This window comes from Burkholderia sp. Bp8998 (genome assembly GCF_003854235.1).
Lineage (GTDB): Bacteria > Pseudomonadota > Gammaproteobacteria > Burkholderiales > Burkholderiaceae > Burkholderia.
In genome coordinates, this window is sequence record NZ_QTQF01000006.1 from 20767 (window position 1) to 34236 (window position 13470).

10 protein-coding genes and 1 other RNA gene are annotated in these 13470 nt (G+C 63.4%); 5 read left to right on the forward strand and 6 right to left on the reverse strand.

The features are described from left to right. Positions 1–155: 155 nt before the first annotated feature. Entirely contained in the window at positions 156–755 is a 600-nt protein-coding gene (locus tag DIE06_RS08875; RefSeq protein ID WP_014897732.1) for a DUF2059 domain-containing protein, read from the reverse strand. Between the two features lie 83 nt (positions 756–838). Continuing rightward, the gene (gene gyrA, locus DIE06_RS08880; protein ID WP_124661093.1) at positions 839–3442 is read right to left on the reverse strand and encodes a DNA gyrase subunit A; all 2604 of its coding nucleotides are present in this window, start codon (positions 3440–3442) and stop codon (positions 839–841) included. A 535-nt stretch (positions 3443–3977) separates the two neighbouring features. On the opposite strand from gyrA, the gene ompA reads away from it, so the two are divergent. From ompA to DIE06_RS08905, 5 genes are all read left to right on the forward strand, one after another. Continuing rightward, positions 3978–4649: an outer membrane protein OmpA gene (gene ompA, locus DIE06_RS08885; protein WP_124661094.1), complete on the forward strand. Its 672-nt coding sequence runs from the start codon at positions 3978–3980 to the stop codon at positions 4647–4649. A gap of 152 nt (positions 4650–4801) precedes the next feature. Continuing rightward, the gene (gene ubiG, locus DIE06_RS08890; RefSeq protein WP_124661095.1) at positions 4802–5500 is read left to right on the forward strand and encodes a bifunctional 2-polyprenyl-6-hydroxyphenol methylase/3-demethylubiquinol 3-O-methyltransferase UbiG; all 699 of its coding nucleotides are present in this window, start codon (positions 4802–4804) and stop codon (positions 5498–5500) included. Between the two features lie 13 nt (positions 5501–5513). Then, positions 5514–6230, forward strand: a complete 717-nt coding sequence (gph, locus tag DIE06_RS08895) for a phosphoglycolate phosphatase (RefSeq protein WP_124661096.1) — start codon at positions 5514–5516, stop codon at positions 6228–6230. Positions 6231–6247: 17 nt separating this feature from the next. Continuing rightward, positions 6248–6617: a transfer-messenger RNA gene (gene ssrA, locus DIE06_RS08900) on the forward strand. A gap of 433 nt (positions 6618–7050) precedes the next feature. Further along, positions 7051–10746: an AAA family ATPase gene (locus DIE06_RS08905; RefSeq protein ID WP_124661097.1), complete on the forward strand. Its 3696-nt coding sequence runs from the start codon at positions 7051–7053 to the stop codon at positions 10744–10746. A 115-nt stretch (positions 10747–10861) separates the two neighbouring features. Here the strand turns inward: DIE06_RS08905 and DIE06_RS08910 are convergent, their stop codons facing one another. Genes DIE06_RS08910 through DIE06_RS08925 form a run of 4 tightly spaced genes read right to left on the reverse strand, consistent with a single transcriptional unit; the run spans position 10862 to position 13372 of the window. Next, on the reverse strand, positions 10862–11302 hold the full coding sequence (locus tag DIE06_RS08910) for a LacI family transcriptional regulator (RefSeq protein WP_124661098.1): 441 nt from the start codon (positions 11300–11302) through the stop codon (positions 10862–10864). Continuing rightward, entirely contained in the window at positions 11299–12663 is a 1365-nt protein-coding gene (locus DIE06_RS08915) for a recombinase family protein (RefSeq protein WP_124661099.1), read from the reverse strand. Before DIE06_RS08915 ends, DIE06_RS08910 begins: the two co-directional genes overlap by 4 nt. Further along, positions 12660–13157, reverse strand: a complete 498-nt coding sequence (locus DIE06_RS08920) for a DUF2924 domain-containing protein (RefSeq protein ID WP_124661100.1) — start codon at positions 13155–13157, stop codon at positions 12660–12662. The genes DIE06_RS08915 and DIE06_RS08920 overlap by 4 nt, the downstream gene beginning before the upstream one ends. Beyond that, the gene (locus DIE06_RS08925; RefSeq protein WP_123850199.1) at positions 13154–13372 is read right to left on the reverse strand and encodes a hypothetical protein; all 219 of its coding nucleotides are present in this window, start codon (positions 13370–13372) and stop codon (positions 13154–13156) included. Before DIE06_RS08925 ends, DIE06_RS08920 begins: the two co-directional genes overlap by 4 nt. Positions 13373–13470: the final 98 nt, after the last annotated feature.

Sequence of the window (13470 nt, forward strand, 5' to 3'; positions counted from 1 at the left end):
AACCTCGGGAGGGACGCGACCGGCTTGCCGCCGGCAGAAAGAACCGCGCCAGAAAAGAAATGGCCGCTTGCGCTCGCGCGCAAACGGCCATTATCGCACTGTCATCAGGCTCCCGCCAAACCCGGCCGAACGGCCGGGCGGCGTGCCCGGACGGCTTACTTGCCCGGCTTGACTGCCGCGACTTCCTTGTCAGCCTGCGCGCGCGTCGCCTGGATCGCTTGCGGCATGTACTTCTGCATCAGGCCGTTGACCACGTCGCGGCCAACCTGGTCCTGAACCTGGATGAACTTGCGGCCCGTCGGGCTCTTGTAGAACGTCGTCAGATCCTTGATCTCCGACGTGCTGTAGTACTTCGCGTATGCGTCGTACTGAGCCGACATCGCGTCGTTCTGGAACTGCTGCGTGCCGAACACCTTGCCCGCGCCGTCAACCAGCTTCGGCACCGCGTTCTTCTGCAGCGTCGGCACGGCGGCCTGCTTCTGCTTGTCGTTCAGCGACTTGTTTTCCGACAGCGCGTCCGACAGGATCGCCGGCACGAGCTGCTTTGCCTGCATCTCGGCGCTGTTGCCGATAGCCGACACGAGCTTCGGCGCGTCGATCGCGTCGAGCAGATCCTTGATCGCTGCCTTCTTGTCGGCGTCGATCGGCGCAGCTGCCGCGGTCGCAGCCGGTGCGGAATTCGACAGCGCTTGCGCCATCGCGAACGTCGGCACCAGTGCAGCCAGCAGAACCAGTTGCTTGAATTGCTTTTGCATCATCACTCCCTTTTGGAAATATGAATGGTTGCTCGCCGACCGCGGCGCTTTTCGCCCGCGGCGGCTCGAGACTCATCCGTTCTTCAGGCTTCGCCGTCCGACGCCTCGTCGGCCTCGCCATCGCCCTCTTCGGCTTCCGCGATCTGCTGCAGGCCGGAGAGCTTGGTACCCTCATCGAGACTGATGAGTGTAACACCTTGCGTGGCGCGGCCCATCTCGCGAATCTCGGACACACGCGTACGAATCAACACGCCGGCGGTCGTGATCAGCATGATCTGATCCTCGGGGTCGACGAGCGTCGCGGCGACGACCTTGCCGTTGCGCTCGGACGTCTGGATCGCGATCATCCCCTTCGTGCCGCGGCCGTGGCGCGTGTACTCGGTGATCGGCGTGCGCTTGCCGTAGCCGTTCTCGGTCGCGGTGAGCACGGTCTGCTCCTCGCTGCCGGCAACCAGCAGCGCGATGACCTGCTGCCCGTCCTCGAGCTGCATGCCGCGCACGCCGCGCGCTTCCCGGCCCATCGGACGCACGTCGTTCTCGTCGAAGCGCACGGCCTTGCCGGCGTCGGAGAACAGCATCACGTCGTGCGCGCCGTCGGTGATCGAGGCGCCGATCAGGTAGTCGCCCTCGTCGAGGCCGACCGCGATGATGCCCTTCTTCATCGGGCGGCTGAATGCTTCGAGCGGCGTCTTCTTCACGGTGCCGAGCGACGTCGCCATGAACACGAACTTGTCGGCCGAGAATTCCTTGACCGGCAGCACGACGTTGATCTTCTCGCCGTCCTGCAGCGGGAACATGTTGACGATCGGACGGCCGCGCGAGTTGCGCGAGCCCTGCGGCACTTCATAGACCTTGACCCAGTACACGCGGCCGCGGTTCGAGAAGCACAGGATGTAGTCGTGCGTGTTCGCGATGAACAGCGTCTCGATCCAGTCGTCTTCCTTCATCTGCGTCGCCTGTTTGCCGCGACCGCCGCGCTTCTGCGCGCGATACTCCGACAGCGGCTGCGACTTCACGTACCCCGCGTGCGACATCGTGACGACCATGTCCTGCGGCGTGATCAGATCCTCGGTGTTCAGCTCGGTCGCGTTCAGCTCGATCTTCGAGCGGCGCGCGTCGCCGAATTCGGCCTTCACCGAGGTCAGCTCGTCGCCGATCATCGTCGTGATCCGCTCGGGGCGCGCGAGGATGTCCAGCAAGTCGGCGATCTGCGCCATCACTTCGCGGTACTCGCCGATGATCTTGTCCTGCTCGAGGCCGGTCAGGCGCTGCAGACGCATCTGCAGGATTTCCTGCGCCTGCGTGTCGGACAGGCGGTACAGCCCGTCGGTCTGCATCCCGAACGCCGGGTTCAGGCCTTCCGGACGGTATGCGGAACGGCCGCCGGCCGCCGCGTTCTCGCTCTCGGCGCGCGTCAGCATCTCGCGCACGAGCGACGAATCCCACGGCTTCGCCATCAGTTCCTGCTTCGCGATCGGCGGCGTCGGCGCGGCCTTGATGATCGCGATGAACTCGTCGATGTTCGCGAGCGCAACGGCAAGACCTTCGAGCACGTGGCCGCGTTCGCGGGCCTTGCGCAGTTCGTAGATCGTGCGGCGCGTCAGCACTTCGCGTCGGTGCGACAGGAAGCACTGCAGGATTTCCTTCAGGTTCAGCAGCTTCGGCTGGCCGTCGACGAGCGCGACCATGTTCATGCCGAACGTGTCCTGCAGCTGCGTCGCCTTGTACAGGTTGTTCAGCACCACTTCCGGCACTTCGCCGCGCTTCAGCTCGATCACGACGCGCATGCCGCTCTTGTCGGACTCGTCGCGGATGTCGGAGATGCCCTCGAGCTTCTTCTCGTTGACGAGCTCGGCGATGCGCTCGAGCAGCGAGCGCTTGTTCACCTGGTACGGCAGCTCGTCGACGATGATCGCCATCCGCTGGCCGCGGTCGATCTCCTCGAAGTGCGTGGCCGCGCGCATCACGACGCGGCCGCGCCCGGTGCGGTAGCCGTCGCGCACGCCGGCGACGCCGTAGATGATGCCGGCCGTCGGGAAGTCCGGCGCCGGGATGATCTCGATCAGCTCGTCGATCGTCGCTTCCGGGTTGTTCAGCAGGTGCTGGCACGCGTCGACGACTTCGTTCAGGTTGTGCGGCGGAATGTTGGTCGCCATGCCGACCGCGATGCCCGACGAGCCGTTGATCAGCAGGTTCGGGATGCGCGACGGCAGGACCGACGGCTGCGTCTCGTTGCCGTCGTAGTTCGGTTCGAAGTCGACCGTTTCCTTGTCGATGTCGGCGAGCAACTCGTGACCGATCTTCGCCATGCGAATTTCGGTGTAACGCATCGCCGCGGCATTGTCGCCGTCGATCGAGCCGAAGTTGCCCTGCCCGTCGATCAGCATGTAGCGCAGCGAGAAGTCCTGCGCCATCCGCACGATCGTGTCGTACACCGCGGTATCGCCGTGAGGGTGATACTTACCGATCACGTCGCCGACGATACGCGCCGACTTCTTGTACGCGCGGTTCCAGTCGTTGTTCAGTTCGTGCATCGCGAACAGTACGCGCCGGTGCACGGGCTTCAGGCCATCGCGGACATCCGGAAGGGCACGTCCGACGATCACGCTCATCGCGTAATCGAGATACGAACGGCGCATTTCCTCCTCTAGGGAGGTGGGCAGGGTCTCTTTGGCGAATTGATCCATGTATCCGTATCGTTTCGGAGCGAAGACGGCGAACGCCTTTCGCGTGGGCGCTGCATGCGCAACGCAACGCGAGATTCTAACATGCGCCCATCAGCCGCCGATTCGCCGCCCCCTCTATATGTAAACAGCAAAAATCGCGGCCAAGGCGGCGGCACCTGGAACCGGCCGCGATCGCCCCCCTTCAGGCGGTTCGGGCATCGCGCCAATTCGTGTCACGCACGCGAGTAAACACTTGCGGCCTTTCGCGCAATTTCGCGGGCACGCTCTTGACAATCCCTAAAAGTTACGGCAGCGGGTGTTGCGCATGCACCACAAAGTTGGAGCGATCTTAGGGTGGGGAGGATTTTTTTTCGTAGGAAGGGAACGATATGGCAAAATGCCAACGCACTGAAAGTTAGACGCTGCTCGAAGTCTACACAGAGCGGTGCCGCGTTTTTTGTGCCGCACCAATGTTATACTTCGAGCAATGTATGACTTGTCACCGTCAACAAGCTCGCAGTAAACCTGCGGTAATCTCAATTTCGAGAGGAGAAATATGAATAAACTTTCAAAGCTCGCGTTCATTGCAGCTACCGCAGTTATGGCTGCATCCGCTTCGGCACAGTCGGTGCCGGCGTCGCGTCAAGCCGTCAACGACAACTGGGTGAACGGCACGGGCGAATGGGTGTGGATGAACGGCACGAACGAGCTCTGCTGGCGTGACGCGTTCTGGACGCCGGCCACCGCCAACGCAAAGTGCGATGGCGCACTGGTCGCCCAGGCACCGCAGCCGCCGGTCGCTCCGGCTCCGGCTCCGGCCATCACCAGCCAGAAGATCACGTACCAGGCCGACGCACTGTTCGACTTCGACAAGGCAACGCTCAAGCCGCTGGGCAAGCAAAAGCTGGACGAACTGGCTTCGAAGATCGAAGGCATGAACACGGAAGTGGTCGTCGCAACGGGCTACACGGACCGCATCGGTTCGGACAAGTACAACGACCGTCTGTCGCTGCGCCGTGCGCAAGCTGTCAAGTCGTACCTGGTCAGCAAGGGTGTCCCGGCCAACAAGATCTACACGGAAGGCAAGGGCAAGCGCAACCCGGTCACGACCGGCTGCAACCAGAAGAACCGCAAGCAACTGATCGCCTGCCTCGCACCGGACCGCCGCGTGGAAGTCGAAGTGGTCGGTACGCAAGAAGTCCAGAAGACGACCGTTCCGGCGCAGTAAGCCGCGGTTTTCGACTGCTTCAAAGCCCCGCTCCGGCGGGGCTTTTTCTTTGACGCCCGTCCAGGCGCTCGCTGGCCTCGTTGTGCGCCCCCTTATATACTCGGGGCTGACGTATCGACGCACCGCCCTCCTTCCGTAGCCCGTTTGCCGACATGACCAACGCCGATCCGCACGAACTCCAGAAATTCAGCGACCTCGCCCATCGGTGGTGGGATCCGAATGCCGAATTCAAGCCGTTGCACGACCTGAACCCGGTCCGGCTCGGCTGGATCGATTCACATGCGCACCTCGCCGGCAAACGCGCGCTCGATATCGGCTGCGGCGGCGGCATCCTGTCCGAATCGATGGCAGGGCTCGGCGCGCAGGTGAAAGGCATCGACCTGTCGACCGAAGCGCTCGGCGTGGCCGACCTGCACAGCCTCGAAAGCGGCATCACGGTCGATTACGAGGCGATCGCCGCCGAAGCGATCGCCGAACGCGAGCCGGCCACCTATGACGTCGTCACGTGCATGGAGATGCTCGAGCATGTGCCATCGCCGGCCGGCATCGTCGCCGCGTGCGCGACGCTCGTGAAGCCGGGCGGCTGGGTATTCTTCTCCACGCTGAACCGCAACCTGAAGTCCTACCTGTTCGCGGTGATCGGTGCGGAGTACATCGCGCAGATGCTGCCGAAGGGCACCCACGATTACGCGCGCTTCATCCGCCCGTCGGAACTGGCGAGTTTCGTGCGCGGGACCGATCTGCACATCGTGGAGATCAAGGGCATCACCTATCACCCGATCGGCAAGCGCTTCGCGCTGTCGAACGACACCGACATCAACTATCTCGTCGCGTGCCGCCGCGGCGTCTGACCTTTCGACCGGCATGACGACTCTCCTTTCGACCGGCCGGCCTGCACTCGACGAGCCGCGCCTGCTGCACTGCGATGCCGTGCTGTTCGACCTCGACGGCACGCTCGCCGACACGGCGCCCGATCTCGCCGCCGCCGTCAACAAGATGCAGCGCGTGCGCGGCTTGCCCGAAACGTCGCTCGACGTACTGCGGCCGCTGGCATCGGCCGGTGCACGTGGCCTGCTCGGCGGCGCATTCGGCATCGACCCGCAATCGCCCGGCTATGAAACGATGCGCGACGAGTTCCTGACCAATTACGCGACGGACATCTGCGTGCACACGGTGCTGTTCCCCGGCATCGGCGATGTGCTCGACGAACTCGATGCGCGCGGCGTGCGCTGGGGCATCGTCACGAACAAGGCGATGCGTCTCACCGCGCCGCTCGCCGACCTGCTCGGCCTCGCGACGCGCGCGGCCTGCATCGTCGGGGGCGACACAACGCCGCACTCGAAACCGCATCCGGCCCCGCTGCTGCATGCAGCAGGGCAGATGACCCTCGCGCCCGAGCGCATCGTCTATGTCGGCGATGATCTTCGCGACATCCAGGCCGGCAGCGCGGCAGGCATGGCGACGGTCGCCGCCGCCTATGGCTACTGCGGCGACGGCGCCGCGCCGGCCGACTGGCAGGCGCAGCATCTCGTCGGCACGACGCAGGAACTGCGCGAACTGCTGCGCGATGTTGGGCTATAATGTTTGATCTGATCCGCGGGGGCGACCTGGTTTCGACAGGGGTTGTGAAGCGGCTAGGGCATGTCGAGGACCCGTCACCTCGTTAATCAATGGGAAAATCGTAACTGCAAACGACGATACGTTCGCACTGGCAGCCTAACGGCCGCCGTCCTCTGCCTAGTTCACTGACGGGCTAGTGTCGCAAGACCGGTAGCAATACCGCCAGAGGTCATTTACGTCAGTTAAGCCCTGTCGGCGTCGCGACGCCAGGGTCGAAAACCTAGCGAATCGCCGTAGTGCAGCGTGTTCGTCCGCGTCGCTGCGGTTAAATCAAATGACTGAACTAAACATGTAGAACTAGTCGTGGAGCGCTTCTGGACGCGGGTTCGATTCCCGCCGCCTCCACCAAAATTCGAACCCCAACCGTTCTCGGTTGGGGTTTTTTCTTGTCTGCTCGCCCCGGCTCCCGCGCACCCGTGGGAGTTCCTGCAAACGCCTGTGGACTTCACCGACGAGCCAGCCGGCCCGTTTCGGGCCACTTACCACTCTCTCCCGGCCATTTCTCTCTCCGGCCCCTCTCTCCCTGCTCCGTCGGAAGTCCGCAAAGACCACAGACTATTCCCACACAAATCAATTGGTTACACGCGGACGGATCGAGCGGTTAATTTATGACATTGGTAGACGAAAGGAACTGACGCACCGGTTCAAGGCTGCTTCAGGTCGCGGGGAACGCGGCCACGGCATTTACTGAACGCCCGATTGCGGCAACGTGCAGACGGTGGTAGTCGGGTGATAATCGCGATTTGCCGTCCAAATAGATAGCTAGACGCATGGAGAGCAAATGGTAGTGTTCCACCTGACCGCACGCGTAGCCTGGCACGACTCCCGCTGGAACGGATCGGTCTGCCGTCATCCATCGTGCAACTCGTTCTGCGCCGCACTCGACCGCATCCGCGAGGAGCGCGACGACGCGCGCGAAGACATGATCGCTGGCAAGCGATGGAGCACGCTTGAGCCTGACGTGCTGCCTGCCTGCCAGGCGGAGTCGGGCGCGTTCATGAACGACGAGGAATGGGCCCGGCGCTTCGTTCACCCGTACGCGGGCATCAAGAAGGCCGAGGAGACGCACGGGCACCTGAAGCCGACGTTGGTGAAGATCCCGTCGTACGCTACGTTCGTCGTGCCGTTCGCGTGGATGCTCAAGAGCGAACAGGAGGCGATCGACGCTCGACTGCCCACGCCGCTTCCCCTCGACGAGGAAGCTCCATTCAATAGCCCGTGGGTCTTCGGGCGCGAGCGCCAGGAGGCAATCCTCAAGCTCTTCACGAGCCGCCTCACGGCGGAGCGCTCGCTGGTCTTCTTCTACTGCAAGGAAGGGCAGCCGCTCGGCGACACCTTCTCGCGGCTGGTAATGGGCGTCGGAAGGATCGCCAATGTTGCCCAGCCGAAGGCCTACGACGTCTCGAAGAAGAAGCCCACGCACTTGATGTGGGACCTGCTCATTCGCCACACAATCCGGCCCGATGGCGAGGACGGATTCCTGCTCCCGTACCACGATTACTTGGAACCGACGGGTGACGCCAGCGAAGACGCGCGGCGCGAACGGCTCCTTCGCGAGATCGCAGTGCCCGCCGACCCTGCACACGTTCGGGTCTTCTCTTACGCCGCCGAACTCGCCCCCGCAGACATCGCTCTCTCGACCTTGGTGCGCTGCCTCGAATCGGTGCGGAAGATCCGCGTGCATGGCATCGCCAAAGGCCCGTGGGAGCGCCGCGAGGAGTGGCTCAACCAGCAAATCGCCCAAGCGTGGCAGGACCGAGGGGCGTTCCCTGGGCTCGGCCCTGTGCTCGAAGCGCTGGGAATGCGCTTAGGGACGGCACTCGCGCTGGAGCTGCGGTCGTCGGGAACGGTGAAGGCCGAAGCCGACCCGTGGCCGACGGTGGACGCGATCCTTCGCGGCAAACAGAAGGCTCCACAGCCTGCATACACCGAGGACCTGAAGGCGATCCGCGAGACATGGACGGACCTCGCCGATGAGCGTCGCGCCTTGCTCAAGCTGCTCTCGCGCTTCGCGCTCACCTCAGAGCAGGCGCTCCGCTGGTTCGACCCCAAGGAACGCGCGAAAGGCACCGCCGCGAAGGTGACCGACGAGGAGATCCTCGCGAACCCGTACCGCATAAGCGAGGTGGATCTCGGCGACTGGAACGACTCACCGGTGTCCGTCGGCGTCATCGATCGCGGGCTGCTTCCCGACGCGACCATCGCCGCGAAGCACCCGGTCCCGGCGCCGTCGAAGGTGGGCTCGCCGAACGACGCGCGCCGCCTGCGCGCTGCGCTGGTCGCGATCCTGCGTGAAGCATCCGAGAACGGCGACGCGCTCCTCAGCGTGCCCGAAGCGCTTCAGCGAGTGAGATCGCTCGACCTCGCGCACCCGTGCGTCATCGGCTCGGACTGGCCAAGCACGAACCGCTCGACGCTCGCCGGCGTCGTCGAGCTCATCGACATCCCCGCTGCGGAAGGAGCGCCGACGGCGGCGCTCCAGCTCACGGAACTAAAGGGCCGCGAGGACCGACTTCGCTCCGTGCTTGGCAAGCGTGCAGCGAAGGCTGCGGCGCCCATCACGGCCGACTGGCGGAAGCTGCTCGTCACAGCTATCTCCGAGGCGGGCGGCAAGTTCGACAAGGCGAACGAGATCCACCGGCAGGCCATCGACGAACAGGCCGTCGCCCTTGAGCGGCTTCTCTCACGGCGTCTCAGCGTTCTCGTCGGACGCGCGGGCACGGGCAAGACGTCTGTCATGGGCGCGCTCATGCTTTGCGACGCGCTCACGAAGGACGGCATCCTGCTGCTCGCGCCGACCGGAAAGGCGCGCGTGCGCCTCGGCAAGGCGACTAGCGCGGAGGCGATGACCGTCGCGCAGTTCCTTCATCGCCTTGGTCGCTACGACGGCTCTCGCCAGCGGCCAAAGTTCGACGGCAAGGACAAGTACCGGAAGGAAAAGACTGTCGTCATCGACGAGTGCTCGATGCTCACGATGGACGACCTGGTCGCCGTTCTCGAAGCGCTCGACCTCGCGCACGTGCAGCGCGTCATCCTCGTCGGCGATCCGAACCAGCTCCCGCCCATCGGCGTGGGGCGTCCCTTCGCCGATCTCGTCTCGTACCTCGAAACCACGGAAGTGAAGGGGGAGAACGGCACGCCGCTCGGCAATGCGCTCGCCAGGCTCTCGGTCGAGGTCCGCGCGGCAGCAGCGGCGTCCTCGTCGGCCTCGGACGCGCTCCGTCTCGCGTCTTGGTTCACGCGCGAGCAGCAGCCCGTCGACGCCGACCGTGTGCTCAGCGGCCTTGAGCTGGGCGAGAAATTCAACGACCTCGAGATCGCGTTGTGGAAGACGCCCGACGAGCTGCGTGCACAGCTCCTGGCGGCGTTCCAGCGGCACCTCGGGCTGAGCGGCCCAAGCGACGTCGCCGGATTCGACACGGCGCTCGGTCTCGACGACAAGGGCTGGGTCCCGTTCGACGCGCCGGAGGGCTCCGAGCGCTGGCAGATCCTGTCGCCGGTCCGCATGCACCCGCACGGCGTCCACGACCTGAATCGCTGGGTGCAGCGGCAGTTCCGCGCGAAGGAGCTGGAGGCGGCAGCGACGCTTTGGGGAGTGAGCCTTGGCGACGAGACTATCGTCGCTAAGGACAAAGTCATCCAGACCACGAACCAGCGGCGCAAGGCGTACAACTGGGTCGAGCGCGCGAGCGAGGAGCACTACATCGCGAACGGCGAAGTCGCCTTGATGTCGAAGGTGAAGAATATGCTCAAGGGCGTGTTCGCCGGGCGGCCGAACCTGACCTTCGACTACTGGCCCAACCAGTTCTCCAACGGCTACGCTCCCCTCGAGCTGGCCTACGCCCTCACCGTCCACAAGTCGCAGGGCAGCGAGTTTAAGAAGGTCTTCGTCATCCTGCCGAAGAACAGTAGGCTGCTCTCGCGCGAGCTGGTGTACACCGCGCTAACGCGCTCGCGTGAACAGCTCGTGCTCCTCATCGAGGGCGACGACGCGACAGTGCTCTTCGACCTCACGCGTCCGGAGCGCTCGGAAACCGCGCGCCGCAACACGAATATCTTCCATAGCGTCATCCGCGCCGCCGACGACACTGTGCCCTTCGCCGAGCACCTGATCCACCGGACCGAGAAGGGCCACCTGGTGCGCAGCAAGTCGGAGCTGGTCATCGCAAACATGCTGTTCCAGCTCGGTATCCCCTACGAGTACGAGCGAGTGCTCGACGGGACGACCGCAGCGGGCCGCCTGCGCCCCGACTTCTCGTTCGTTACCGCCGACGGCGACCTGCTCGTCTGGGAGCACCTCGGCATGCTCAGCCGCCCCGACTACAAGCGGGGCTGGGAGTGGAAGCAAGCTTGGTACAGAAAGAACGGCTTCGCTGAGGGCAAGACGCTCTTCACGTCGACCGAGGAGGACGGCAGGGGCCTCGATTCGGCAGAGCTAAAGAAGACGGCACTGATGGTTAAGAATCTGCTTGAGTAGCCAGAGCCTGACAACCGGTTACAGCGAACGGTACTCTACGCGGCCCGCCGCTGAACCGGAGCCTTGAAAGTCCGCTTTTCGAAAACTTGACTGGCCGCAATGGGTCCGCAGCCAGTCATTCAACGACTTTTAGCCTCTCACGTTGCAATTCCCACAGAGCCGGCGGATCGACCGCCAGATCAAACAACGTGATGTGATCCGGCAAAGCGTCGTCCAAAATCGCGGCCACGATGTCGGGCGCCAGCGAGGTCAGATTGACCATGCGGCTTACATAGCTGGGGTCGACGTTCTCGCGGGCAGCAATTTCCTTGAGCGACTGCACTTCGCCCGACGTCAGCATCGCCAGCCAGCGGTGGCCTCGGGCCAACGCCAACTGCAGCGGCGTGGCCGTGGTGTTGTCCCACGGCCGTGGCTTCATGGTTTCACCGCTGGGCAGCGTGACCAATTTGCGACCGCTACGCCGCTTGATCCGGATCGGCACATACAGCGTCAGACGGCCGTCGCTTGCTTCGACGACGGTTGGCTCCCCTGCCTGCTGGATCGACATCTTACTCATGCCATGACCTCCTCGGCCCCGCCATCGGTCGCCGGTCGCAATTCAAGGACCAGACGCTCGATGCCGTTCGCGCGCAACCGCACCTCCAGATCATCGGGCGACACGATCACCTTCTCGACCAGCAATTTGACGATCCTGGTCTGCTCTGCCGGGAACAGCTGGTCCCAGATCGCATCGAGACGGGTCATCGCCACGGTGACCATGGCCTCGTCCAGGCTGGGGTCGAGTGCGATAGCCCGAGGCAGCATATCCCCGATCAGCCCCGGCGAGCGAAGGATCGCCCGTAGTTGATCCAACACCGCTGCCTCGAGTTCGGCCGCCGGCAAGGTAGGCAGACCCGACGCACCGGCATGCTCCTTTTTTTCACGCTGAGGGACGTAGTAGCGATATCGACGCCCGTCTTTCTTTACCGTGGAAATTGGCGACAGCGCCCGGCCGTCGCTTCCGAACACCATACCCCTGAGCAGACAATGCACCTTCGCCACCTGCGCCCGCGTGGCGCTTGCGCGCGCACGGCGATTGGTAGACAGGATTGCATGAACTCGATCCCACAGCTCGCGATCGATGATCGACGGATGCTCTCCCGGATACCATTGGTCCCGATGGCGCAATTCCCCGAGGTAGGTACGGTTGTGCAGCAGTTTGTAGATCAGCGCCTTGTCGATCGGCCGCCCCTTACGGACCTTGCCGTCCTGCGTGGTCCATGCCTTCGACGTCACGCCATCGAGTCTCAACTCCTTGACCACGAGGGTGCTCGATCCGATTTCGACGAAACGCCGAAAGATGTGGCGCACGAGTTTTGCCTCGCCGTCATTCAACACCAGTCGGCGATTCACGACGTCGTACCCGATGGGTGGAATACCGCCCATCCACATGCCCTTGCGTTTGCTCGCAGCGATTTTGTCGCGAATGCGCTCCCCGGTGACCTCGCGCTCGAACTGGGCGAAGGACAGCAGGATGTTCAGCATCAGTCGACCCATTGACGTCGTGGTGTTGAACTGCTGGGTAACCGAGACGAACGACACGCCGTGGCGCTCGAACACATCGACCATGCGGGCGAAGTCGGTCAGGCTGCGCGTCAGCCGGTCGATCTTGTAGATCACCACAATGTCAATCTTGCCCGCTTCGATATCTGCCATCAGGCGTTTAATCGCGGGACGGTCCATGTTCCCGCCCGAGTAGGCCGGATCGTCGTAGTCGTCGGCGACCGGAATCCAGCCCTCGGCACGCTGGCTCGCGATGTACGCATGCCCCGCATCGCGCTGCGCATCGATCGAGTTGTACTCCTGGTCCAGCCCCTCGTCGGTGGATTTCCGCGTGTAGACGGCGCAGCGCAAGCGCCGGGTCAGTGAATCGCTCATCTCCGCCCCCGCTGCTTTTCAACCCTCCGCTTTCCCGGCTCCGTGAGACCGAAAAACACGGGACCTGACCAACGCGTCCCGGTAATTTCGCGAGCAATCATCGACAGGCTCGGGTATAGCCGACCTTCAAACTCATATCGGTCGTCCGCAATGACCGTCACGCGATACTCGACCTTCTGGTATTCGCGAGTCAGCACCGTCCCCGCTGGCGGACGGAACGATCGCGCCTTCTTGGTGAGCTTGCCCGTTTCTACCAGATTGGCAATTCGGCGCTTGTTCCTCTCAAGCAGGTTTGGATCGACCTTGCGAAACTCGACTTCCTGCAGTCGGTAGGCAATGCGGCGCTCGAGAAACTGCCGGTTGTGCGTGGGCGTATCGCCCCCGATCAGCCTGCGCCAGAGCGCCTTGATTTCTGACATGGGCAGATCAGGCAATCGGGCGATTTGCGCAGCCACCGACGCTGGTGTCGTGTATGCACGCGGGCTCGTACTCATCTGGACTCCGTATTTTTGTTGTTGACGGGGTCTGTATGAACGCGCTGGCGTCCAGATAAGGCAAGCTCAAACTCACTCTCCGGAAGGCGCTTTGTGGACTGTGGAAAATGGCTGATGCGCAGGCGCACGAGCCCATTGGCCAGCAGCGACGCGACTTCGAGCCGGCGCTGCTCCGGGGTCATCCGTTCTGGGGAAATCTGGTTTATCTCGTGCATCGGTACCGGCCCTCTCCGTCAAACTCGCCTTGAAAGCGAAATTTTCCAGACGAACCGTCACCGACACCATGAGGGAGTTTCGTATGCGCGCATACGGA